The sequence below is a fragment of the Planotetraspora sp. A-T 1434 genome (genome assembly GCF_025420585.1).
Classification (GTDB): Bacteria; Actinomycetota; Actinomycetes; order Streptosporangiales; family Streptosporangiaceae; genus JAOEGB01.
Window position 1 is genome coordinate 651,111 of sequence record NZ_JAOEGB010000001.1, and the last position, 22,217, is coordinate 673,327.

Sequence of the window (22,217 nt, forward strand, 5' to 3'; positions counted from 1 at the left end):
CTTTCCTTACCGTGCGGCTTGACCTTGGCGAACGGCTCTCGTGATCTTGCACATGCCGTTTCGCTGCCAGATCGTTCACGGAAAGCCTGCAGATCAGCGCTGGTCATGTGGAATGTGCGCATGATCACGACTGGTGAGTGTCCTGGTCGTACGGCATGCGCGGGACTCCGTGCATGATCACGACCAGCGAATGTGCAGGTCGTACGGCATGCGCGGGAACCTCTGCATGATCACGCGGGGTTGTGGGGGGAGAGGCCGGTCAGAGGAACGTCTTGCCCTCGCCTCGATAGGTGGGGACCTCGTCGACGACGCGGTCGCCTTCGATGAGATAGACGCCGGCGAAGCGCTCGGACAGCTCGCCCGCCTTGGCGTGGCGGAACCAGACGCGGTCGCCGATGCGCAGGTCGTCGGCGGCTTCGCCCTTCAGCGGAGTCTGGACCTCGCCCGCTCCCTCGTTGGCGTCGTACCGCAGCCCGGCCGGCAGGTACGGCTGGGGCAACCGGCTCGGCCCCGGCGCCCCGGAGGCCGGATATCCGCCGCCGAGCACCGTGACGACGTCCGGGGACGGCTTGCGGACCACGGGCAGGGCGAACAGCGCGGCGGGCCGGCCGGTGAAATTCCGGTAGAAGTCGAACAGCCGGGGGTGGAAGAAGCCCGAGCCGGCCGCGACCTCGGTGATCGCCCGCTCGCTCGCCGTCTTCTCGATGCTCCCGGTCCCGCCGCCGTTGACGAACTCCAGGTCGGTGACCTGCCGTACGGCATGCGTGATCCTGCCGCGCCGGACCATCAGCTCCCGCTGGGAGCGCCGCTGCATCCAGCGGATCACCCGGCCGTAGGGACCGGGTACCTTGTCGCCCACACCGGCGATCTGCGCCTCGTACGACATGAGCCCGACGAGGCGCAGGCCGGAGCGGCCGGCGATGTCGGCGGCGATGGCCGCGGCCTGTTCAGGTTCGCGGACGGGTGACCGGAGGGCTCCCGCTCGGAGCTTCCCGGCGAAAGAGACAAATCCGGCGTCGATGTCCAGGCACACCCGGATCTGCTGAGCGAGCCCCAGGCTCTCGATCAGATCCAGGTGGCCGGGGGAGTCCACCATCACCGTGATCTCGCGCGCCGCGCGCTCGTCGGAGCCGAGGGCCCGCAGGGCCGCCCTGTCCACTGCCGGATATGCCACGAGCACGTCACGCAGCCCGGTGGAGACGAGCCACAGCGCTTCGGGCAGCGTGAAGGCCATGATCCCGGCGAAGCCGTCCATGGCCAGCACACGCTCCAGGATCGCGCGGCTGCGGATCGACTTGCTCGCCACCCGGATCGGCTTCCCGTGAGCCCGCCGCACCATATCTGCCGCGTTCGAACGCAGCGCGTCCATGTCGACGACCGCGAAGGGAGGCTCCAGCTCGGCCGTGGCCCTGTCGAGACGCTGTCGGTCGTCCATGGCGGCAGCCTAGCCCCCTCCGAGCCGAATTACATGAGCCATATTCATGTTAACGGGCGCGACGGCAAAAAGTCCGGTAGCGACGATTCACGATCGCGCAAGAGCGCGGGTGATCGCCACGTGGAAGCCCCGCGCCGTGTACCCATGGGCAGGTGACTACGGACCGGACCCGACGCGGTGCTCGGGAGGGGTGAGCGGCTGGTGAGCGTCGTCCAGGAGATCTTCGCGGGTTCCCCGGCCAAGGGCGTGACAGAGAGCCGGAGGACCGTCCGGCGCCATGCCGTACGTGCCCTGCGGCCAGGTCGTACGCCCGCCGGGATCCTGGTGGCGGCGGCGCTCTCGGCCTGTGCCTGGGCCGTGACGGTCGAGATCATCGCAGCCATGTTCGGCTCGCCCGCTGTCTGGCCGCCGCTTCGCCGCCTTCTGTCGCTGACCTTGGGCGACCCGGCCGTTCCCGGAACCGCCGCCGCCGTGATCGTCGCCGGAGCGGGCCTGGTGGCTCTCGCCGTCCTGCCCGGACGGCCCCGCCTGGTGCCCCTGGAGGGGACGGACCCGCTGCTCGTCATGGGGCTGACGCGAAGCGGCCTGCGCAGGACCCTCTCCGGCGCCGCCGAGGCCGTCGAGGGAGTGAAGCGTGCCCGTGTGCGGATCCGCCGCAGACAGATCGAGGTGATCGTGCTGACCGACACCAAGCGCACCGGCGAGTCGCTGCGCGAGGTCGGCGCGGCGGTCGGGGACCAGCTGTCCGGCCTCGGCCCGCAGTGCCGTCACGAGGTCGTCGTACGGCTGCGCAGGAGGAGGATCTGACGATGCGCCCGCACGTGGGAAACCGCATCGGGATCGCCCTGGTGGGGCTGGCACTGCTCGCCGGGGGCGTCTGCGCGCTGGCGGTCAGGGAGGACCATCCCAAGGTCCGGCTCGCCGAACTGGGCGCCTTCTTCGCCCAGAATGCCTGGGCCCGCCCGCTCGCCGCGGCCGTCGCCATGCTGCTGGCGCTGATCACGACCCGGTGGTTGCTCGTCGCGCTGGGCTGGGGGCGTTGCGGCAGCCGTACCGGAACGGGGACGGCGATGCTGGGCGTCGCGCTCAAGGGGATAGAGGGCGTCGGCAGGATCCAGGTCAGGCTGGTGGGGGACAAGAGGATGCGGGTCTCGGTCTCGCTCCTGCGCCGCGCCGATCTGCACGAGGTGATCGGCCGTCTCGACGGCCAGGCGATCTCACGCGTGCGCGGGGCCGTCGACCGGGAGGGCCTGCCCGCCCTCGTCAGGGTGCACGTCCGCCGCCGCTGACCGTCTCCGCGCCCCCGTGGCCGCCGTCCGGAGACGGGGCGCGAAGGCCAGCCCGGCGGCGAGGCAGGCGAGCGGCACGACCGGCACCACGTAGCGGTGGTCGAACGCGGCGATGAGCGGCGGCAGGAAGAGCAGCGTCATCGCGGCGGCCCAGGGGAGCAGCGCGGCCCACCGCCGCGCGACCAGGCCGCCCAGCCCCACCAGCAGGATCACCGCCAGCAGCGGGCCGCGCACGAACCCCTGCCGCTGGTAGGCGCGCAGCCACCCGGCGTACGGCTCGGCGATCCGCGTGGCCCCGGTCGCGCCCTGGTAGGCCACGGTGAGCTGCGTCGCCGTACGGCCCGCGGAGGCGACCTTCGGGGTGAACGGCTTGGCGGTGTCGGGGAAGACGTACGCGCTCTGCGGTCCGGGTGAGGGATAGACCCGGCGATCCCATTCGAAGGCCCACAGTGAGTCGCGCAGCCCGGTCAGCAGGAAGCCGGCGGGCTGGCTGCGGATCGCCAGCGAGGCGAACTCACCCGCCAGCCTCTCCCGGTCGGCCCCGGCGCGCTGGATCGGCGACCGGGCGTCCCAGATGTAGGCCGGAGCCGCCAGCCGGGGTTCGGAGGGGCAGAGGACGGCCAGCTCCCGAGGCGGGTGCATCGCCGCGCAGTCGGCGAACGTCATCGTGCGCGACCACAGCCACAAGCCGCTGCCGCCCATGCCGTACGACCCGTACGCGCTGTGGAACCAGACCGCGTAGCCCCCGAGCACCACCGACGCGGCGGCGAGACCGGCGAGCACGGACTTCCAGCCCGCCCTTCCGAGCATCAGCATGACGGCGACCAGGGCGACGGCGATCAGCGGCAGCCCGACGGTCCTGGTCACCGTGGCGAGGGCCAGCAGGATCAGCGCCACGACCACCGCCCGCGGCGACGGCCGGGGGCGCCACAGGAGCACCGTCACCGCGGCGACGACGAGGGCGGTGAACAGCAGGTCGGCCATGATGAGGTGCTCGAGCTGGATCTGGTGCGCGTCGAGCAGCACCGGCGCCGCCGCGAGCGCCGCGCCCCACCCGGGCAGTCTCGTACGGCGGCGCAGCACGGCGTACACGCAGGTGGCGATGCCGAGCCCCAGCAGGTGCTGGGCGATCGTGACCGCCGTGACGCTGTGCAGCGGACCGAGCAGCCAAAGGAACAGCGAGTAGCCCGACGGCCTCGACTCCAGCGGCCGGAGGTCGAGGGCCGAGCTGAGGTAGGCGAACGAGTCGGCCCAGAACCAGAGCGCGGGCCGATATCCCAGCACGGCGAGCGCCCGTAGAGCGATGCCGGCCACGAGGGCGATCAGGAAGACCACGTGAGTGCGCAGGAACGAGGTCACGGTCAACTCCTGCGGTTCACGTCGGGGGCCGGTACGAATCAAGAGAAGTCAGGATAAGACACGACTGCCAGATCATGCCGGATGTCCCCGCAGGTCAGGCGGCTTGAGCGAGGACTTCGTGCATGATCGCGTACGGGAGAGGAACGGGCCGGGCCCGGAACCTGGGATCCTGTGCATGATCACGCCGGGTGAAGGGGCAGGTCGGGCGCCCAGGGCGGGACCTTGTGCATGATCACACCCAAAGGGTGGGGTCAGCATTCGATGACGTTGACGGCGAGGCCGCCGCGGGAGGTCTCCTTGTATTTGTCGAGCATGTCCCGGCCCGTGTCGCGCATCGTCTTGATGGCCTTGTCGAGCGACACGAAGTGGCGGCCGTCCCCCCGCAGGGCGATCCGGGCGGCGGCGATCGCCTTGATGGAGGCCACCGCGTTCCGTTCGATGCAGGGGATCTGCACGAGGCCGCCGATGGGGTCGCACGTCAGGCCCAGGTTGTGCTCAATGCCGATCTCGGCGGCGTTCTCCACCTGCTCAGGGGTGCCGCCCAGCACCTCCGTCAGCCCGGCGGCGGCCATCGAGCAGGCCGAGCCGACCTCTCCCTGGCAGCCGACCTCGGCCCCCGAGATCGAGGCGTTCTCCTTGAACAGGACGCCGGTGGCCCCGGCCGTCAGCAGGAACCGGACGATCCCGTCGTCGTCCGCTCCCGGGACGAACTTCGTGTAATACGACAGCACGGCCGGGATGATCCCCGCCGCGCCGTTCGTGGGGGCCGTGACGATGCGGCCGCCCGCCGCGTTCTCCTCGTTGACCGCGAGGGCGAACAGCGTCACCCAGTCCATCGCCCGGAGCGGATCGGCGTCCGTCTCGCTCTGGAGCCTCCGGTGGAGCTGGTTGGCCCGCCGCTTCACCTTCAGCCCGCCCGGCAGGACGCCCTCGCGGGTGCTGCCCCGCCGTACGCACTCCGCCATGACCGACCACAGGTGCAGCAGGCCCTCGCGGATCTCCTCGGTCGTACGGCCGAAGGCCTTCTCGTTCTCCAGCATCAGGCCGGAGATCGACAGGCCGGTGTCGGCGCAGTGGGCGAGGAGCCCGGCGGCGGTCGTGAAGGGATACGGCACGACCGTGTCGTCGGGCTTGATCCGGTCGGCGCCGGTCGCGTTCTCGTCCACCACGAAGCCGCCGCCGACCGAGTAGTAGACCTTCTCCCGCAGCGGCGTGCCGCCGGAGCCGGAGCCGGAGCCGGAGCCGGAGAAGGCCGTGAAGCGCATGCCGTTCGGATGGTGCGGCAGCGACAGCTTCCGCTCGAAGATCAGGTGCTCGCCCACCACGAACGGGATCTCGCGCGAGCCGTACAGCAGGACGGTCCCCCGTGACCGCATGGCCGCCAGCGCATCCTCGACGCCGTCGACGTCGACCAGCTCCGGCTTCTCACCGGACAGGCCCAGCAGGACGGCCTTGTCGCTGCCGTGGCCCTTGCCGGTCAGGCCGAGCGAGCCGTAGAGGATGACCTCGACCCTGGCGACCTTCTCCAGCAGGCCGTCGTCGTGGAGGCCGCGGGCGAACTTGTGCGCCGCGGCCATCGGGCCGCCAGTGTGCGAGCTGGACGGCCCGATCCCCACCTTGAACAGGTCGAACACGCTGATCGCCATTGATCGGTGCCCTTCGGGGGAGGTTGTGTCAGGACTCGGCCGCGGTGAGCGCGCCGTACTCGGCCGAGGACAGCAGGTCCTCCGGCTCCCCCTCGATGCGGACGCGGAACAGCCAGCCCTCGCCGTACGGGTCGGAGTTGACCAGCGAGGGGTCGTCCACGACGGCCGGGTTGACCTCCACGACCTCGCCGCCGACGGGGGCGAAGATGTCGCTCACCGACTTCGTCGACTCGACCTCGCCGACCGCGTCTCCGGCGGCGACGCTGGCGCCCACCTCGGGCACCTGCACGTAGACGACGTCGCCGAGCTGCTCGGCGGCGTACGCCGTGATGCCCACCGTCACGGTGAGGCCGTCATCGAGCCCGGCCACCCACTCGTGCTCCTTGGTGTAGCTCAGCTCGTCGGGAATGCTGCTCACTTGCTCCTCCTGTAGAAAGGCAGGTCAACGACGTCGACCGGTTCATGGCTACCACGGATGTCGACCGCCAGGCTCCCGCCGCCGTCCAGAGCGGCCGCGGACACGTACGCCATGGCGATGGGCTTGCCGAGCGACTGCGACGGGGCTCCGCTGGTCACCTCGCCGACGACCACGCCGTGCTGGGTGACGGGGTAGCCGTGGCGGGGCACCCTGCGGCCGCGCGCCACCAGGCCGACGAGCCGGCGATCGCTCCCACCCCGCGCGGCGACTCCCTCAGCGACTCCCTCAGCGGCTTGCTCAGCGGCTTGCTCAGCGGCTTGCTCAGCGGCTTGCTCAGCGGCCTGCTCGGCCCGGGCGGACAGGGCCTCCCGGCCCACGAAGTCGCCCGGCTTGTCGAACCGCACCACCCGGCCCAGCCCGGCGTCGAACGGCGTCAGGTCCGCGCTCAGCTCGTTGCCGTAGAGCGGCATGCCGGCCTCCAGGCGCAGCGTGTCGCGGGCGGACAGCCCGGCGGGGATGAGCCCGAGCCCGGCACCCGCCTCGGCGAGCGCGTTCCAGAGCGGCACCGCGTCCTCGTTGCGGATGAACAGCTCGAACCCGTCCTCGCCGGTGTACCCGGTGCGGGCGATGAGGGCCTCGAACCCGGCGACGGTGCCGGGGAGGCCCGCGTAGTACTTGAGGCCGTCCAGGTCGGCGTCGGTCAGCTTGCGCAGGATCTCGGTGCTGTTCGGCCCCTGCACCGCGATCAGCGCGTAGGAGTCCGACCGGTCCTCCACCCGGGCGTCGTACGGCGCGGCCCGCTCGGCCAGCGCCGCGGCCACCGGGGCGTAGTTGGACGCGTTGGCGACGACCATGAACTCCTCGTCCGCGAGCCGGTAGACGATCAGGTCGTCGAGTACGCCGCCGTCCTCGTTCACGATCATGGTGTAGCGGGCACGGCCCGGGTCGAGGGCGCTCAGGTGGCCCACCAGCGCGTAGTCGAGCGCCTCACCCGCCTGCGGCCCGGTGACGAAGATCTCCCCCATGTGGGACAGGTCGAAGAGGCCCGCGGCGGTCCGCACGGCGTTGTGCTCGGCCGACTCGCTGCCATAACGGAGCGGCATCAGCCACCCGGCGAAGTCGGTAAGCGTCGCGCCCAGGCTCTCATGAACCTCACGCAACGGAGTAGATCGGGACATGAACGCACCTCAGGAGGACGGATGCTGCGTCGGACTATTGGGCATCCTCCCCCTCTGTCATCGGTGCCTGAGAGCTTCGCCCGTTCTTTGCCGGACTTTCACCTTCGGCGAGGCCGTACCCTCGGCACGTGCCTTCTTTCCAGAGGTCACCTGGCCCGCACGGTCCTTTGCCTTGAGAGGTTCGCGGGGAGGGCTTGCTCCTTCAGGGGCCCTGACCGGATGCCAGGACGCTCTCCCGCACGGGATCACCGGTGTACGGCCCAGCCTAGCGGCTCAACTCCCGCGCCCTAACCGCGCGTTCCTGACCTTTCCTCCGCCCGAGGTTCGCGCGAGAGCGCACGCACAGCGATCTATGCGCGATAGATGTTGTGATAGCCGATGGCCAGCCACGTGACGATCGGCTCACCGGACTCGCCCTCTTCAACGGTGAACGTGAAAAGCGCGCGCCCATCTGGGGACGAGAAGCTCCACGTGAGCGAGTAAACTTCATCGATCTTGTGAATTCGTAGACGCCGAGGCCAGGGGACTCTCCCGGTGTGCGCCCCCTGGGCCAATGCGGGAACGAAGTGGTCGAAGACGACCTCTTGAAACATCTTCCGGTGCTCGACCGGCAGCTTGCGGAAGTCGTTGCCGAACTCCGCGGTGCGGCGATACTTCACGCGTCGGCCTGGAGGTCGGCGAACATCTCTTCCATCGTGTCGAAGGTCTTGACACGTCCCTCGGCGACGTCGTCCTTTGCCCTCGTCAGCTTCTCCTGCCAGTGGGGCGTGTAGAACCAGGCGTCTTCCTCCGGGATGATTCGAGCGAGACGCCGACCGTCCCTGGTGAGGATCGTGTGGACGTGGCCGTACACCGCCTGGTTGACCAGTTCGGCCAGGTCCTTGCGGGCCTGCGTGGTGCTGACTTCCTGAACTGTGTAGGGCGGTGGCGGAAAATCGGAAGCGGCTTCGCTCATGTACCTAATGTACGCCTTGCATGCTTCACCAGGGCGTGGAAGAGGGGGCCGTCCTCGTCGGCTTCGGGATGCCACTGGACGGCGAGGGCGAAGGGATGGCCGGGCAGTTCGACGGCCTCGATCGTGCCGTCCTCTGACTCGGCGGTGACTTCCAGCCCGTCTCCGAGACGGTCGATCGCCTGGTGGTGATAGTGCGCCGGGGTCAGGTCCTCGGAGTCGTAGATCTTCGCCAGGCCGGGCGAGAGCCGTACGGGGACGCGGCCGAAGGTGCCCGGGGCGGGGGAGTGGGCGGTGTGGCCCACCACGTCGGGGAGGTGCTGGTGGAGCGTGCCGCCCCTGGCCACGTTGAGGACCTGGAGCCCGCGGCAGATGCCGAGGAACGGCAGGCCGGAGCCGAGGGCTGCTTCCATGAGCCCGAACTCCGCCTCATCCCGAAATTCGCGGACATAGCCGGTCTGCTCTTGCGGGCGAGCGCCGTACCTCGCCGGATCGATGTCGCCCCCGCCCGCGATGATCAGCCCGTCGAGCCGTTCGACCAGCACTGACGGTTCTCCGGCGGGCGGCAGGATGACGGCCTGCCCGCCTGCCCGGGTGACGTGCTCGACGTACATGTACGGCAGCAGCGCGGTCGTCATCTCCCACACGGTGAACTTGGCGGGTTCGACGTAGCACGTGATGCCGATGACGGGCCGAGACATGCTCTCCCTCGGTGGCTGTGTGGATGGCCGGGCGGCGGGCGCCGCCACCGCCCGGCTTTCTCCTTGGGTGTCCTACAAGACCGGCATGCCCTACAGGGGGGTGACGTACGCGCCGGAGATGCCGCCGTCGACGAGGAATTCCGAGGCGGTGATGAAGCTGGAGTCGTCGGAGGCGAGGAACGCGACGGCGGCCGCGATCTCCTCGGCGCGGGCGAACCGGCCGATCGGCACGTGAACGAGGCGGCGCTGCGCCCGCTCGGGGTCCTTCGCGAACAGCTCCCGCAGCAGCGGCGTGTCGACCGGGCCCGGGCAGAGCGCGTTCACGCGGATGCCCTCGCGGGCGAACTGGACGCCCAACTCCCGGCTCATCGCGAGGACGCCGCCCTTGGACGCCGTGTACGAGATCTGCGAGGTCGCCGAGCCCATCACCGCCACGAACGACGCGGTGTTGATGATCGACCCCTTGCCCTGCCGCCGCATGTACGGGATGACGTGCTTGCAGCACAGGTACACGCTGGTGAGGTTGACCTCCTGCACCCGGCGCCAGGCGTCGATGCCGGTGTCGAGGATGGAGTCGTCGTCCGGCGGCGAGATCCCCGCGTTGTTGAACGCGATGTCGACGCTTCCGTACGTGTCGAACGCGGTCTGATACATCCGGACGACGTCGTCCTCATTGGCGACGTCGGCCTTGACGAACAGGCCGCCGGCCTCGTCGGCCACCTTGGCGCCGGCCACCTCGTCGAGGTCCACGGCCACGATCTTCGCGCCCTCCTGGGCGAACCGCTGGGCCGTGGCCAGCCCGATGCCGCTCCCCGCTCCCGTGATGACGGCGACGCGGTCCTGCAAACGCTGCATATGTCTACTCCGTGGAAATGAAGACGTTCTTGGTCTCGGTGAAGGCGGCGAGCGCGTCGGGGCCGAGCTCCCGGCCGAGGCCGGACTGCTTGAAGCCGCCGAACGGCGTCCAGTAGCGGACGCTGGAATGCGAGTTCACCGACAGGTTGCCCGCCTCGACGGCCCGGGCCACCCGCAGTGCCCGCCCGACGTCCCGCGTCCAGATCGACCCCGAAAGGCCGTATGTCGTGTTGTTCGCGATCTGTACGGCATGGGCCTCGTCGTCGAACGGCACGACGGAGACCACCGGCCCGAAGATCTCCTCGGTGAACGCCCGGTGGAAGGCCCCCGACCCTCCCGCGAGCGGGTCGAATCCGGCGGGCGCCGCCAGCACGGCCGGCGCGAACCAGTAGCCCGGCCCACTCGGGCACGACCCCGCCGCGTGGACTCCCTCCGCGCCGACGAACGACGCCACCCGGTCCCGGTGCTCGGCGCTGATCAACGGGCCCATCTCGCTGGCCGGATCGAGCGGATCGCCCACCTTGATCGCTTGTACGGCGTGCGAGAGCCGTACGAGGAAGTCGTCGTAGACGGAACGCTCCACCAGGATGCGGGAGCGGGCGCAGCAGTCCTGGCCTGAGTTGTCGAAGACCGCCATCGGAGCCGACGAGGCCGCCCTGTCCAGGTCGGAGTCGGCGAAGACGATGTTGGCGCTCTTGCCGCCGAGCTCCAGCGTCACCCGCTTGACCTGGCTCGCCGCCTGGGCCGCGATCAGCTTGCCGACCTCGGTCGAGCCCGTGAACACGATCTTGCGCACGTCGGGGTGGTCGACGAGCCGGGCGCCCGCGACCTCACCCTCGCCGGGGATGACCTGGAGGACGCCCTCCGGCAGCCCGGCTTCGAGGGCCAGCTCGGCGAGCCTCCGCGCGGTCAGCGGCGTCCACTCGGCGGGCTTGACGATCACGGTGTTCCCCGCCGCCAGCGCCGGGGCGACCCCCCAGGTCATGATGACCATCGGGAAGTTCCACGGCACGATCACGCCGACGACGCCCAGCGGCTCCTGGAAGGTCACGTCCACGCCGCCGGCGACGGGGATCTGCCTGCCATGGTCCCGCTCGGGCGCCCCCGCGTAGAAGTGGAGGACGTCCCGGACGTTCCCCGCCTCCCAGCGGGCGTTCCCGGCCGTGTGCCCGGCATTGGCGATCTCCAGGCGGGCCAGCTCCTCGGCATGGTCTTCGACCTTCTCGGCGAACCGCCGCAGCAGCCGCGCCCGGTCTCCGGGGCTCACGGACCGCCAGGTCGCGAACGCGTCCTTCGCCCGCTCCACCGCGCGGTCCACCTCGGTGGCGTCCGCCATCTCGACCTCGGCGATCACTTCCTCGGTCGCCGGATTGACTATCTTCACAGCCTTTCGAACCCCCGATAGAGCTCCCAGTCGGTGACCGCCGCGTCGAAGGCGGCCAGCTCGACCCTTGCGTTGTTGGCGTAGTGCTCGACGACGTCCTTGCCGAAGGCCGCCTCGGCGAGCTCCGAGCCCTCCCAGAGCGACAGGGCGTCGCGGAGCGTGGTCGGCACCGTCTCGGCTCCGGCCGCGTAGGCGTTCCCGGCGAACGGCTCCTCCAGGGGGAGCTCCTCCTCGATTCCGCGCAGGCCGGCGGCGATCAGCGCGGACACCGCGAGGTAGGGGTTGACGTCGCCGCCGGGCACGCGGTTCTCCACGCGCAGCGACGGCCCGTGGCCGACGAGGCGGAGCGAGCAGGTCCGGTTGTCGATGCCCCACTTCACGGCGGTGGGCGCGAAGCTGCCCGGCACGAACCGCTTGTAGGAGTTGATGTTGGGCGCGTAGAGGAGGGTCAGCTCTCTGAGCGCCGCGAGCTGGCCCGCGATGAAGTGCCGCCCGGTCTTCGACAGCCCGTACGGCTCCTGCCCCGCCATGACCGGACGGCCGTCCTCGTCGCGCAGGGAGATGTGGATGTGGCAGGAGTTGCCCTCGCGCTGGTTCGGCTTGGCCATGAACGTGATCGACCTGCCCTCCTGGGCGGCGATCTCCTTGGCGCCGTTCTTGTAGATCACATGGTTGTCGCAGGTCGCGAGCGCGTCGGCGTACCGGAAGACGATCTCGTGCTGGCCGAGGTTGCACTCGCCCTTCGCGGACTCGACGTACAGCCCGGCGCCCTCCATGTCACGCATGATCTTTCTCAGCAGCGGCTCGATCCGGGCCGTGCCGAGCAGGGAGTAGTCCACGTTGTAGAGGTTGGCCGGGGTCAGATCACGGTAGGCGCGCTGCCAGGCCTCCTCATAGGTGTCGTTGTAGACGACGAACTCCAGCTCGGTGCCCACGAAGGCGGTCCAGCCGTGCTCGGCCAGCCGGGCCGCCTGCTTGCGCAGGATCTGCCGGGGGGAGGCGATGACGTCCGAGCCGTCCTCCCAGACCAGGTCCGCCAGCAGCAGGACCGTGCCCTCCTGCCACGGCACCCGGCGCAGCGTCGCGAGGTCGGGCTTCATCACGAAGTCGCCGTAGCCCCGTTCCCAGGACGACATCGCATAGCCGTCCACCGTGTTCATATCGACGTCGACCGCGAGCAGGTAGTTGCAGCCCTCGGCGGCGTGCCCCAGCACCTCCTCCAGGAAGTACCGCGCCGAGAGTCGTTTCCCCTGCAAGCGGCCCTGCATGTCGGTGACGGCGAGCAGGACGGTGTCCACGCGGCCCGCCTCGACGTCGCCGCGAAGCTGTTCCACGCTCAGCACGGCGCCTCCTGTCCAAAAGTCTGGAATCAGACCATTGAAGGGCATGCAAGCACCAGGCCCCGCCCTTAGTCAACAATGCTCTTAGGGTTAACCTCAGGCCACGCGGGGGTGTGGGGGCGTTCCGAACCTCCGCCCGTGGCCTGGACGCGAAGGGACGGCGGGCATGGAGACCACCTCGGCGCGGGCCTCCACCGCGCGGCCGTACGACTCGGGCCCCGGAGCTGCGAAGACGGGCGTCGCGAAGAGGGGGACCGCCGAGACGGGAGGCACGGAGACGGGGACCGCCGAGACGGGTGCCGTGAAGGGGCCCGAGGGGAAGGCGGGCTCCGTGAAGGCAGGCTCCGTGAAGGCAGGCTTCGTGAAGACCGGCGGCTTCGGGGCGGGCGGAGCGGGGGCGGTCTCGTTGCTTCGGCCCGTCAGGGCGGGCAACGCCTTCGAGGAGACCGTCGAACGACTGCTCCAGGCGATCAAGCTCGGCGTCGTCGCGCACGGGGAGAAGCTGCCCCCCGAACGGGAGCTCGCCGCCCAGCTCGGCATCAGCCGGGTTACTCTGCGGGAGGCCATCCGCGCGCTTCAGGACGCCGGTTACCTCGACGTACGGCGGGGCCGTTACGGCGGGGCCTTCGTGGTCTACCAGCCGCCCAACCCCCGGAAGGGCGACCTGCGCAGGGCCGTCAACGAGATGGGCCCCAGCGAGCTGGACGACGCGCTGACCTTCCGGATGGCCGTCGAATGCGGCGCGGCCCAGGTCCTCGCGTGCTCCGGGCTCACGCCGGCGCAGCGGGAGACGCTCACCTCCCGGCTGGCCGGGGTCAACGACGCGGCCCCGGCCGACTACCGGCGGATGGACACCGCGTTCCACCTTGCCATCGCGGAACTGACCGGATCGCGGCTGCTCGCCGCGGCCTGCGCCGACGCCCGCCTCCGGGTGACCGACCTGCTCAACGCCATCCCCGTGCTGCGGCCCAACATCGAGCACGCGGCGGCGCAGCACGCCGCCATCGTGGACGCGATTCTCGCGGGAGATCCCGAGGCCGCCCGCCGTGCGGTGGCCGAGCACCTGGAGGGCACGGCGGCCCTCCTGCGTGGCTTTCTCGCCTAACCACTCGATTGCCCCCGTAGCATCGGGGGTCGGGGATTTCATTTTATGGCTGACTTGTACATGGCTGACTTGTTTCGCGAACGGGTCGTCGAGACGCACCGGTTGCCGCTGTTCTGCTTCTTCGTGGCGCTGATCGTGTCCTTCGTGTGCACGCGCGTCAACGTCCGGCTGATCCGGGCGAGGGTGCGGTGGTTCGGCAACGTGAACGTGGGCGAGACGCACATCCACCACGTCGTCTTCGGCGTGGTGCTCATGCTGCTCGGAGGAGTCGCGGGGCTGATCCTCTCCGGCGTCTCCACTGGGTGGTACGCCTTCTCGGCGGCCGTCTTCGGAGCGGGATCCGCCCTTGTGCTCGACGAGTTCGCCCTGATCCTGCACCTGCGCGACGTCTACTGGCAGGAAGAGGGCCGCACCTCCGTGGACGCCGTCTTCGTCGCCGTGGCGGCCACCGGCCTGCTGCTCCTCGGCCTGCGCCCCCTCGGCTGGGGCGGCTCAGAGCGGGCGCTCGGCAGCCACTGGGCGGGAACGGGCTTCCTCGCCGTCAACCTCGTCTTCGCCGTGGTCACGCTGCTCAAGGGGAAGATCTGGAGCGGCATCCTCGGGCTGTTCGTGCCGCCGTTCATCTATGTCGGGGCGGCACGGCTCGCCCGCCCCGGATCGCCGTGGGCCCGCTGGTTCTACTCCGACGTGGCAAGGCGGCCCAAGCCCCGGCGGATGGCGAAAGCCGTACACCGGGAGGAGCGCTGGAGGCGGCCGGTCATCCGCGCGAAGATCGCCTTCCAGGAGTTCGTGTCCGGCCGCCATGACCTCCCATCGCCGCAACGGCGTGTGCAGCGGCGGTAGCCCTCCGAATTTTCGGGCGATATGTGGGTATTTATCCGTGCGTACTCGTTCGGGTTGGGTGGGGAGGCGGGCGCATGGAGCTGCGGGAGCGGTTCGTGTTCCAGGAGATGGCGGCCCAGCTCAAACGGGAGGCGGCCCTCCTGACCGGTGACCGGCTGCTCGCCGCCGAGGCCCGCACCGAGGAGGCCGAGGCCCGGCTCTGCCTGACGTGGTACGAGATCATGGACACCACCCGGGAGCTCCGCCAGCTCTACGGCGTGCTGGGATAAGGTCCCCATGCCGTGATCATGCATGGTTTCCCGGGCCGCTCGGGGGCGTGGAGTTCCCCGGACCGTGATCATGCATGGATTCCGCGGCACGTGGCTGATCACGGCCGACACTATTTGTGATCATGTAGTGCCCGCCCCTCGGGCGCACTCTCGTGATGCATGATCACGCTGCGCAAAACCCCAGGTGGAACGGTGTGTGCGGGAACAGGTACATGATCAAACTGCGGAAAACACCAGGTAGGACGGCGTGTGTGGGAACGTGTGCATGATCACGCGGGCAGGGGGGCGGACTCGGGTCACAGCGCGCCGCCGAGGGAACGGAGGGCGAGGCCGGCGCCGAGGAGCATGACGACGGCGGCGGTGCCTGTCGGCGCGAGCCCGGCCAAGCGAGCCGGTAGCCCTCTGCGCGTCAGCGCCAGGCGGTCCAGCCTGCCGGCCAGCGTGACCAGCAGCAGGCCGGTGGCCGTCAGTGTGGCCGCCATGCCCAGGCCGTAGGCGGCCACCAGGCCCACTCCGAACCAAGTCCGCCCCAGGGCGATGGCGCCCAGGAGAACGATCAGGGCCGAAGGGCTCGGCACCAGCCCGCCCGCGATCCCCAACCCCACGAGCCCCGGCCACCGTCGCCTCACTCCGCGCGGCGTCAGCCCCACACCCGGAGAGCCCCCGTGCCCGTCGTGCCCATCTCCGTGGCCGTGCTCGTGACCGTGCCCATCTCCGTGGCCGTGGCCATGCTCGTGTCCGCGCGCATGCCCGTGGCCGTGGCCATGCCCGCGGTGGAGGGGGGCTGATCCTCGGTGCTTGAGGGAGGACCAGAACAAGCGGGCTCCGATGGCGGTGATCAGAAGGCCGCTCGTGAGACCGAGCCAGGCCAGCACGGACTCTCCGGCCAGCGCCGAGAACGCGGTGAGCAGCAGGCCGACGGCCAGCACTCCGACGGTGTGCGTGAGCGTCACCGTCATGCCGACGACCAGGGCGTCTCGCGGGCGCCCACGGCGTCCGGCCAGGTAAGCGGCCATGATGGTCTTTCCGTGGCCGGGAATCAGGGCGTGTCCGGCGCCCAGGGCGGCGGCCAGCAGCACGGCCAGGAGGCCGAGGGGCACGGTGAGGGAGGAGGCCCCGACCAGCTTGGTGAACGTCCGGTCGAGCCCGGCCAGCCACCAGCCGATCGGTCCTGGGAGCGCCGGGCCGCCGAGCGGCGTCCCCGCCGTGGGGCCCGGACGCTCGCTACCGCCGTTCCGGGCCGGGTTGTCGTTCCGGGCCGGGTTGTCGTTCCGGGCCAGGTTGTCGTTCAGTGCCGGGCTGCCGTTCAGGGCGGACTCGCCGGTCGGCGCCGCGTCGGTGGTCGGTCCCGGGCGTCCGTTCGAGGCCTGGCCGGTGGCTGGGGCTGCGGCTCCGGCCACTAGAAGCGAGGCGGACCGCTGGTCGAGGGGGGACGACAGCAGGTCGCGCGGATACGTCCGCAGTTCGTCGCTCACGCTGGTCGCCGGTGTCGCCGAGGGCGAGAGCCGTACGCCGTCGCCCATGGCTGTGATCTCACGCCAGCCGATCCGGTCGGCGAGGAACCCGTCGCGGAATTCCACGCCTGCTGACAAGCCCGCCGGCACATGGGCGGGCGCGGCGAGCTCGCAGGTCAGCCTGCTGGTCTCCAGGCCGCCCTGGCCCGCCTGGTAGGTGAAGGCGGCCGACCGCAGGACCCACTTCGCCGTCACGCCGTCCACGGCCAGGCTCTGGGCGGCGGCCACGGACAGGCACTGGGAGCGGGCGTGGGCGGCGGCTTCGTCAGGGGAGACCTGGCCCGTGCCGTCGGTGTCCACCGTGGGCCGCGCCTGGAGGGTCGGCAGCTCGGCGAAGTCGACGACCGCCCGGTTCTCCACGCGGTCGGGCCTGATGCGAAGCCCGTCATAGTGATTGACCGTGAAGTTGCCCAGCGGGTGGGCCGGGAGGGGCGACGCGTGAGCGGCGACCGGCGGGGCCAGCAGCGCCGCCGCTCCGATGAGCCCGGCAAGCATCCATGGCACGACGGATTTCACGAGAACCTCTGGAGTGCGGGGAGCCTCGGCTCAAAGCGGGGGTTGTATGTCCGGACCAGCGCGGAAGACTCGCTCGTGTCGACCCCGAGGGCTCGCTCGATCTCAGCCCGGTGGTGGACGAGCAGGGCGTTGCGCCAGCCTGTGGCCGTTGCCTTCCGCGCATAGGGCAGCGCCTGCCGCGGCTTGCCATCGCGGTACAACGCCCAGGCCAGCGCGTCGGCCGCCACCACGTTGGGGTTGCGGGCGTATTCGGCCGTCGCGAGCTGTACGGCTCTCGCCGGCGAGCCGTGGTCGGCCTCGAACTCGGCCCACGTGAGGTCGTCGCGCACGCCGTTCGCGCGCATCAGGTCGCGCTGGGCGGCCAGCACCTTCCACTGGGTCGAGGGGTCCCCGCCCATGCGCTGGAGGACCTCGCCGTACTCGATGAGGTACTGCGAGAGGGGCAGCCGCTCGACCACGGCCTCGTAGCCGGTGGCCGCTTCCCGGAGCCGCCCGTCGAGAGCGGCGGCGCGGGCCTTGCCGGCCAGGGCGGGGACGAACGACGGGTCGGCCTTCAGCGCCGCCGCGTACATCGAGGCGGCCCGCTTGCCGTCCCCCGCGTGAAGGGCCAACTCCCCGAGGTAATAGCGGCAGTACGCGATGTCGGCGGGGGTGAAGGCGTCGCGCAGGGCGTAGTCGAGCAGACGGCGGGCGGCCGTCTGATCTCCGCGCAACTCGGCGTCGTAGGAGGCCCGCGTGAACGACGAGACGCCGGGAGCGAGGTCGATCATCTCGCCGATGGCCTCCGACGCCGGGCCGTACTGGCCAAGCTGCGTGTAGGCGTCCGCCGCCACGCCGTACGCGATCGGGCCGTAGGGGTTGGCGGCGATGGCGTCGCGCGACAGCCGTACGGCACGGGCGAAGTCGTGGCGGCCCGCCGCGAGGGCGGCCTCGGCGGTGAGGCCCGCGAAGTTGCCGGGGGAGAGCTTGAGCGACCTGGCGGTCGCCTGCTCGGCTTTGACGTAGTAGGAGGGGTCGGCGGTCTGGCGCGAGCGCTGGACGTACGCGGAGCCCAGCTCGGCCCAGGCGACATAGTCCTTGGGCAGCCGGTGGAGCCTTCTCTGGAGCCCCGCTATGGAGGCGGAGACGTCCGGCGTCGCGCCGGACGAGCCGAGACCGGAGGCCGTGCCGTACGAGATCGTGCCTCTCGCGGCGGAGTACGGCGGGGGCGGCGCGGGGTCGGGCGAGCCTGGAAGCAGGGTCGCGGCGGCCATCAGCGTGACCGCCGCGAGGAGAGATCCGCCGGTGACCGTGGCGGCCGTCCGCAGCCGCCGCCGAGCAGGCGCGGGCGCGGTGGCCCTGCTCGCGTCGGAAACGGTTCCGCACCCTACGGTTTCGCCGGTCGTCGTCGCGTAGGCCGTGGTCGCGGGGGCCGTGGTCGTGCTGGGTACGGCTCGGCGCGGCGTTGCGCAGGGCGCGGCCGCCAGTGGCGTGGTCTGGTCTGGCGTCGCCTCTGGTGGCCTGGCGATGCGCGGCATTCGGGACACCTCTCTGTACAGGGGTCGTCGATCGCATGATCAGGAACGTCGAGAACGCAGCTGGGCGGGCATGCCCGGGAAGGCGCGCATGATCACGAACGCTGGAGGCGGGACGCGCGTGATCATGCATGGCCGTACGTCCGCCCGGGAGCTCTGTGTCGCCCCGGGATGTCGCGCGGAGCTCCCGGGCGGACTGCTTCTAGGAGCCGCTGACGGGCTGGTTCACGGAGGTGCTGCTCGGCAGCGGGATGTACGGGAACTGGGCGAGGAACGGCTTGTCGTTGGAGTCGACCTTGTCGCCCGCCGCCAGGGCGGGGACAAGCCTGCCGGTCAGGGCGGCGCCCTCCATGGCCTGGATCGCGATGTCCACGACGTCGTCGCCGAGCCGGCGGCCGTTCGGGAAGCCCTGCGGGTCTCCGCCCAGCACGCCGAGCCGGTTCGGCTCCTTGGTGACCGGAATGCACATGTTGAGCCGCAGCATCTCGGACGGGCGCAGCTTCCCGGCGTCCTTGTTGAGGCTCTGTGAGTTGAGGTCCGCCTTGATCGGGCCGTTGCCCTTGGCGATGCCGGTCAGGAAGATCTCCACGAGGTCCTCGCGCGGGATCTTGGGCGCCTTGACGCCGTAGACGCCCTCGACGAGTCGCGGCAGCTCCGGAGAGGTGACCCGCTTGACCACCGCCGGAATCCCGGCGTCCTTGTCGGGGCTGAGGGAGTTGAACGCGTCCTTCAGCGAGGCGGGGACGACGACCTCGTTGACGAGCGGCTGGCCGAGCCTGGACACCTGGACGTAGCCGCGGGGGCTCCACTTGTCCACGGTCGACCAGACGCCGATCACCGGGTTGCGATTGGCGTCGCCCTTGAGCGCCACGTCGTCCTTGGGCACCTGGAGGGCCAGCGTGTGCACGTTGTAGCCCTTGGTGGTGTCCTGTCCGACCTCGGACAGGTTGCCGCCGTAGAGCAGGTCGAACACCCGCAGATCGACGAAGAACGCCTCGTCGGACTGCCCGGCGAACGCATTGCCGCCGGGGATGCGGTGGATCGCCTGGTTCCGGAGGGTGGCGTAGTCGGGCATGGACGCCGGCCCGGCGTTGCTCGGGGCGACTGTGCCATCGGCGACCAGGGTCCTCGTGCCGTGGGCGGTGATCCTCTTCAGCGTGTAGTGCTGCCTGAACAGGAGGTTGGGGTCGTCCAGGGAGGTCACGGGGCCGTTGTTGTAGAGGAACGTGCTGTCGCCGCGCTTGTCCTCGTTCCGGAACGACCACTGGTACGTCACGTCCGGTACGGCGTCGCCGTCGTTGTCGATCTTGATGTTGTAGCGGGAGTTCGTGTCGAACGTGTAGAAGTTCGGCCCGCCGTTCGGCTCTTCGAACGGGATGAAGTTGGCGAGCAGCGTCACCGTGCCGGTCTTGTCGGGGCTGACGAAGGCGTACACGTCGGTGTTGTCGTTTCTGGGGTCGCCCGCGATCAGCGGGGCCTCGCGATGCGAGGAGGCCGTGCTGGTGCTGGCGCGCAGCAGGACGAGTGAGGAGGCGGTCAACGCCCCCGCGACGCCCAGGGCGACCAGGGATCGCCGGTTGATCCGGAGCTCCATGGTGAGTCCTTTCGGGACAGGTGGAACTGTCGGGTGGGAATGGCACCTGAGGTTGTCCGGCCGGAGCCCTCGATCGCGTATTCGGGCCCCGCGCCTCCCCGGATGGGTCCTGTTTCGGACGGCTCTCGCGCGGTCAACCGGGGTTGACAGGTCGGCCAGGTCAACCTAGATTGACCGCATCAGATGGTCAACGTAAGTTGACCCCTATGAATGGGGAACTCGTGGCTCTGGTGACCGAAGCCGAAGGGGACGACCCCCTGCGCGCGCTCCGTGCCGCCGCCGAGTTGCGCCGCCAGGTCGATCGGCTGGCCGCCGTGCAGGTGCGCCGGGCACGCGTGCAGGGGTTGTCATGGGTTCAGATAGCGGAGGCCCTCGGGGTCAGCAAGCAGGCGGTGCACAAGCGCTTCGGGGGGAGGAGGCTCTTCGGGGGCGGGTGCGACTGAGCGGTCTGGGCGCGCGGAGCTCGTGGCGGCTGCTGTACGGCCTGGTCCGGCCGCACAAGCGGGCGCTGCTGCTCGGTGGCGTGTTGACCCTGGTGGGCAGCTTCGCCGGGCTGGCGATGCCGATTCTCGCCAAGAGCGTGATCGACGCCTTCGGGAAGGGCGGCGATCTCGTCGGCCCGGTGCTCGGGCTGTCGGTGGCGGTCCTGGTCGGGGCGCTGATCTCCGCGGGGGGTCGCTTCCTGCTGGAGCGGATGGGCGAGAGCATCGTGCTCGCCTCGCGCAAGAACCTCGTCGAACGCATCCTGCGGCTCAGGGTGGCCGACGTGGACCGGCTCAAGCCGGGCGACCTGCTCTCCCGGGTCGGCTCCGACACCACGCTGCTGCGCGCGGTCTGCACGGAGGCGCTGGCCAGCTCAGTCGGCGCGATCTTCATGTTCCTGGGCGCCGTTGTGATGATGGCCATCATGGACGGCCTGCTGCTCATGGTCACGCTCGTGGTGGTCGCCCTGGTCGGCCTAATGGGGGCGTCGATCGCGCCGCGTATCCGCCGGGCGTCGCTGGAGGCCCAGATGGCCCTTGGGGAGATGGGCTCCGTGCTGGACCGCGCGCTCCAGGCGTTCCGCACGGTCAAGGCGAGCGGGGCCGAGTCACGCGAGATCGCGGTGGTGAGCGCCGCGGCCACCGAGGCGCGCGACCGCGGTGTGACCGCCGCCGCGTGGACCTCGGTCGCGGGGATCGGCGCCTGGATGTCCATCCAGCTCGCGTTCCTCGCCGTCCTCGGAGTGGGCGGCGCCCGTGTCGCGAGCGGGGCGATGGAGATCTCCTCGCTGATCGCGTTCCTGCTGTACCTGTTCTATCTGGTCTCCCCGATCGGGCAGCTGATCCAGAGCCTCACCCAGTTGCAGAACGGCCTGGCCGCGATGACCCGGATCCAGGAGATCGTGGAGCTTCCGTCCGAGCCGGCCGCCCCCGACCCGGCCGCCCCCGAGCCGGCGCGGTCCTCGGCCGAGGCACCGGCGGGCCCGGCGGAGGCCCGCGATCCCATCGGCGTCGTCTTCCGGTGCGTGGCCTTCCGGTACGGCGAGGACCGGCCGGTCGTCCACGACGAGGTGAGCTTCGATGTGCCGGCGGGCGGCATGACGGCGCTGGTCGGCCCTTCCGGAGCGGGCAAGTCCACGGTGTTCGGGCTCATCGAGAGGTTCTACGAGCCACAGGGCGGGACGATCCTCATCGGCGGCCGGGACATCCGTGAGTGGCCGCTGGGCGAGCTGCGGGCCTCGCTCGGCTACGTCGAGCAGGACGCGCCCGTCCTCGCCGGCACCTTCCGGGAGAACCTCGTCTTCGGGGCTCCCAGCGCGACCGAGGAGGAGATCGCCGAGGCCCTGGCCCGCACCCGTCTGGACGATCTGGTCGCGCGTCTCCCCGAAGGGCTGGACACGCCCGTCGGGCACCGCGGGGTCCTCCTCTCGGGTGGCGAGCGCCAGCGGGTGGCCATCGCGCGGGCCCTGCTCCGCAAGCCCCGTCTGCTGCTGCTCGACGAGGCCACCTCGCAGCTCGACGCCGTGAACGAGTTGCGCCTGCGCGAGGTCGTGGCCGAGGTGGCACGGGAGACCACCGTCCTGGTGATCGCCCATCGGCTGTCCACGGTCACCGGAGCCGACCGGATCATCGTCATGGAGGCGGGCCGGGTCCGCGCGTACGGCACCCACGACGAGCTGGTCGACACCGACGACCTCTACCGCGAGCTGGCCGAGACCCAGTTCCTCGTCGCCTCCTGAAGCACCGAGCCGGGCGCCGGTGTGCGGCCCGGCTCGGGACGGAGGACGGGAGGCAGGCAAAGCCGTACGGACGCTTTACCGCGG

At 70.5% G+C, this 22,217-nt stretch carries 21 protein-coding genes and 1 riboswitch; of the genes, 7 read left to right on the plus strand and 14 right to left on the minus strand.

Annotation, left to right across the window (positions count from 1 at the left end; genetic code table 11):
- Positions 1-259: 259 nt before the first annotated feature.
- Positions 260-1,435 (minus strand): amino acid deaminase/aldolase, encoded by a 1,176-nt coding sequence (locus tag N5079_RS02830; protein WP_261581718.1) that lies wholly within the window; start codon positions 1,433-1,435, stop codon positions 260-262.
- A gap of 201 nt (positions 1,436-1,636) precedes the next feature.
- On the opposite strand from N5079_RS02830, the gene N5079_RS02835 reads away from it, so the two are divergent.
- Positions 1,637-2,242 (plus strand): DUF6286 domain-containing protein, encoded by a 606-nt coding sequence (locus tag N5079_RS02835; protein ID WP_261581719.1) that lies wholly within the window; start codon positions 1,637-1,639, stop codon positions 2,240-2,242.
- Between the two features lie 2 nt (positions 2,243-2,244).
- On the plus strand, positions 2,245-2,724 hold the full coding sequence (locus N5079_RS02840; RefSeq protein WP_261581720.1) for a hypothetical protein: 480 nt from the start codon (positions 2,245-2,247) through the stop codon (positions 2,722-2,724).
- Here the strand turns inward: N5079_RS02840 and N5079_RS02845 are convergent.
- The 10 genes from N5079_RS02845 to N5079_RS02890 all read right to left on the minus strand — a co-directional run bounded on the left by N5079_RS02845 (position 2,653) and on the right by N5079_RS02890 (position 12,605).
- Positions 2,653-4,083 carry a hypothetical protein gene (locus N5079_RS02845; RefSeq protein WP_261581721.1) on the minus strand — a complete coding sequence of 477 codons (1,431 nt, stop codon included), beginning with the start codon at positions 4,081-4,083 and terminating at the stop codon, positions 2,653-2,655. The genes N5079_RS02840 and N5079_RS02845 overlap by 72 nt on opposite strands.
- A gap of 251 nt (positions 4,084-4,334) precedes the next feature.
- Positions 4,335-5,729 carry an L-serine ammonia-lyase gene (locus N5079_RS02850; protein WP_261581722.1) on the minus strand — a complete coding sequence of 465 codons (1,395 nt, stop codon included), beginning with the start codon at positions 5,727-5,729 and terminating at the stop codon, positions 4,335-4,337.
- A 28-nt stretch (positions 5,730-5,757) separates the two neighbouring features.
- Positions 5,758-6,147 carry a glycine cleavage system protein GcvH gene (gene gcvH / locus N5079_RS02855; RefSeq protein ID WP_261581723.1) on the minus strand — a complete coding sequence of 130 codons (390 nt, stop codon included), beginning with the start codon at positions 6,145-6,147 and terminating at the stop codon, positions 5,758-5,760.
- On the minus strand, positions 6,144-7,325 hold the full coding sequence (gcvT, locus tag N5079_RS02860; RefSeq protein WP_261581724.1) for a glycine cleavage system aminomethyltransferase GcvT: 1,182 nt from the start codon (positions 7,323-7,325) through the stop codon (positions 6,144-6,146). The genes gcvH and gcvT overlap by 4 nt, the downstream gene beginning before the upstream one ends.
- A 150-nt stretch (positions 7,326-7,475) precedes the next feature.
- A riboswitch (glycine riboswitch) is annotated at positions 7,476-7,573 on the minus strand.
- Between the two features lie 102 nt (positions 7,574-7,675).
- Complete coding sequence (locus tag N5079_RS02865) at positions 7,676-7,984, minus strand: hypothetical protein (RefSeq protein ID WP_261581726.1); 309 nt, start codon at positions 7,982-7,984, stop codon at positions 7,676-7,678.
- The gene (locus N5079_RS02870) at positions 7,981-8,280 is read right to left on the minus strand and encodes a type II toxin-antitoxin system Phd/YefM family antitoxin (protein WP_261581727.1); all 300 of its coding nucleotides are present in this window, start codon (positions 8,278-8,280) and stop codon (positions 7,981-7,983) included. The genes N5079_RS02865 and N5079_RS02870 overlap by 4 nt, the downstream gene beginning before the upstream one ends.
- Positions 8,277-8,978: a gamma-glutamyl-gamma-aminobutyrate hydrolase family protein gene (locus N5079_RS02875; protein WP_261581728.1), complete on the minus strand. Its 702-nt coding sequence runs from the start codon at positions 8,976-8,978 to the stop codon at positions 8,277-8,279. The genes N5079_RS02870 and N5079_RS02875 overlap by 4 nt, the downstream gene beginning before the upstream one ends.
- 90 nt (positions 8,979-9,068) lie before the next feature.
- The gene (locus tag N5079_RS02880) at positions 9,069-9,833 is read right to left on the minus strand and encodes a 3-oxoacyl-ACP reductase (RefSeq protein ID WP_261581729.1); all 765 of its coding nucleotides are present in this window, start codon (positions 9,831-9,833) and stop codon (positions 9,069-9,071) included.
- Between the two features lie 4 nt (positions 9,834-9,837).
- A complete protein-coding gene (locus N5079_RS02885) occupies positions 9,838-11,169 on the minus strand; it encodes an aldehyde dehydrogenase family protein (RefSeq protein ID WP_261581867.1) in 1,332 nt (443 codons plus the stop codon).
- A 44-nt stretch (positions 11,170-11,213) separates the two neighbouring features.
- Positions 11,214-12,605: a glutamine synthetase family protein gene (locus tag N5079_RS02890; RefSeq protein WP_261581730.1), complete on the minus strand. Its 1,392-nt coding sequence runs from the start codon at positions 12,603-12,605 to the stop codon at positions 11,214-11,216.
- Positions 12,606-12,918: 313 nt separating this feature from the next.
- Between N5079_RS02890 and N5079_RS02895 the strand changes: the two genes are divergently transcribed.
- From N5079_RS02895 to N5079_RS02905, 3 genes are all read left to right on the plus strand, one after another.
- Positions 12,919-13,662: a FadR/GntR family transcriptional regulator gene (locus tag N5079_RS02895; RefSeq protein WP_261581869.1), complete on the plus strand. Its 744-nt coding sequence runs from the start codon at positions 12,919-12,921 to the stop codon at positions 13,660-13,662.
- A 60-nt stretch (positions 13,663-13,722) separates the two neighbouring features.
- On the plus strand, positions 13,723-14,505 hold the full coding sequence (locus N5079_RS02900) for a hypothetical protein (RefSeq protein ID WP_261581731.1): 783 nt from the start codon (positions 13,723-13,725) through the stop codon (positions 14,503-14,505).
- A gap of 74 nt (positions 14,506-14,579) precedes the next feature.
- Positions 14,580-14,774 carry a hypothetical protein gene (locus N5079_RS02905; RefSeq protein ID WP_261581733.1) on the plus strand — a complete coding sequence of 65 codons (195 nt, stop codon included), beginning with the start codon at positions 14,580-14,582 and terminating at the stop codon, positions 14,772-14,774.
- A 296-nt stretch (positions 14,775-15,070) separates the two neighbouring features.
- Here N5079_RS02905 and N5079_RS02910 read toward each other — a convergent pair whose 3' ends face one another.
- From N5079_RS02910 to N5079_RS02920, 3 genes are all read right to left on the minus strand, one after another.
- Entirely contained in the window at positions 15,071-16,783 is a 1,713-nt protein-coding gene (locus N5079_RS02910; RefSeq protein WP_261581734.1) for a nickel/cobalt transporter, read from the minus strand.
- Between the two features lie 17 nt (positions 16,784-16,800).
- Positions 16,801-18,321: a tetratricopeptide repeat protein gene (locus N5079_RS02915; protein WP_261581735.1), complete on the minus strand. Its 1,521-nt coding sequence runs from the start codon at positions 18,319-18,321 to the stop codon at positions 16,801-16,803.
- A 199-nt stretch (positions 18,322-18,520) separates the two neighbouring features.
- The gene (locus N5079_RS02920; RefSeq protein WP_261581737.1) at positions 18,521-19,912 is read right to left on the minus strand and encodes a DUF4331 domain-containing protein; all 1,392 of its coding nucleotides are present in this window, start codon (positions 19,910-19,912) and stop codon (positions 18,521-18,523) included.
- Between the two features lie 206 nt (positions 19,913-20,118).
- On the opposite strand from N5079_RS02920, the gene N5079_RS02925 reads away from it, so the two are divergent.
- Positions 20,119-20,355: a hypothetical protein gene (locus N5079_RS02925; protein ID WP_261581738.1), complete on the plus strand. Its 237-nt coding sequence runs from the start codon at positions 20,119-20,121 to the stop codon at positions 20,353-20,355.
- On the plus strand, positions 20,346-22,133 hold the full coding sequence (locus tag N5079_RS02930; protein WP_261581739.1) for an ABC transporter ATP-binding protein: 1,788 nt from the start codon (positions 20,346-20,348) through the stop codon (positions 22,131-22,133). Before N5079_RS02925 ends, N5079_RS02930 begins: the two co-directional genes overlap by 10 nt.
- Positions 22,134-22,217: the final 84 nt, after the last annotated feature.

What these genes read in the sequence shown, in the direction of transcription:
- N5079_RS02885 (WP_261581867.1), bottom strand. Translation starts at nt 11,169, where the DNA reads ATGGCGGACGCCACCGAGGTGGACCGCGCGGTGGAGCGGGCGAAGGAC.
- N5079_RS02925 (WP_261581738.1), top strand. Translation starts at nt 20,119, where the DNA reads ATGAATGGGGAACTCGTGGCTCTGGTGACCGAAGCCGAAGGGGACGAC.
- N5079_RS02905 (WP_261581733.1), top strand. Translation starts at nt 14,580, where the DNA reads ATGGAGCTGCGGGAGCGGTTCGTGTTCCAGGAGATGGCGGCCCAGCTC.
- N5079_RS02910 (WP_261581734.1), bottom strand. Translation starts at nt 16,783, where the DNA reads ATGCTTGCCGGGCTCATCGGAGCGGCGGCGCTGCTGGCCCCGCCGGTC.
- N5079_RS02850 (WP_261581722.1), bottom strand. Translation starts at nt 5,729, where the DNA reads ATGGCGATCAGCGTGTTCGACCTGTTCAAGGTGGGGATCGGGCCGTCC.
- N5079_RS02890 (WP_261581730.1), bottom strand. Translation starts at nt 12,605, where the DNA reads ATGCCCTTCAATGGTCTGATTCCAGACTTTTGGACAGGAGGCGCCGTG.
- N5079_RS02880 (WP_261581729.1), bottom strand. Translation starts at nt 9,833, where the DNA reads ATGCAGCGTTTGCAGGACCGCGTCGCCGTCATCACGGGAGCGGGGAGC.
- N5079_RS02915 (WP_261581735.1), bottom strand. Translation starts at nt 18,321, where the DNA reads ATGCCGCGCATCGCCAGGCCACCAGAGGCGACGCCAGACCAGACCACG.
- N5079_RS02830 (WP_261581718.1), bottom strand. Translation starts at nt 1,435, where the DNA reads ATGGACGACCGACAGCGTCTCGACAGGGCCACGGCCGAGCTGGAGCCT.
- gcvT (WP_261581724.1), bottom strand. Translation starts at nt 7,325, where the DNA reads ATGTCCCGATCTACTCCGTTGCGTGAGGTTCATGAGAGCCTGGGCGCG.
- N5079_RS02870 (WP_261581727.1), bottom strand. Translation starts at nt 8,280, where the DNA reads ATGAGCGAAGCCGCTTCCGATTTTCCGCCACCGCCCTACACAGTTCAG.
- N5079_RS02920 (WP_261581737.1), bottom strand. Translation starts at nt 19,912, where the DNA reads ATGGAGCTCCGGATCAACCGGCGATCCCTGGTCGCCCTGGGCGTCGCG.
- N5079_RS02840 (WP_261581720.1), top strand. Translation starts at nt 2,245, where the DNA reads ATGCGCCCGCACGTGGGAAACCGCATCGGGATCGCCCTGGTGGGGCTG.
- N5079_RS02900 (WP_261581731.1), top strand. Translation starts at nt 13,723, where the DNA reads ATGGCTGACTTGTTTCGCGAACGGGTCGTCGAGACGCACCGGTTGCCG.
- N5079_RS02875 (WP_261581728.1), bottom strand. Translation starts at nt 8,978, where the DNA reads ATGTCTCGGCCCGTCATCGGCATCACGTGCTACGTCGAACCCGCCAAG.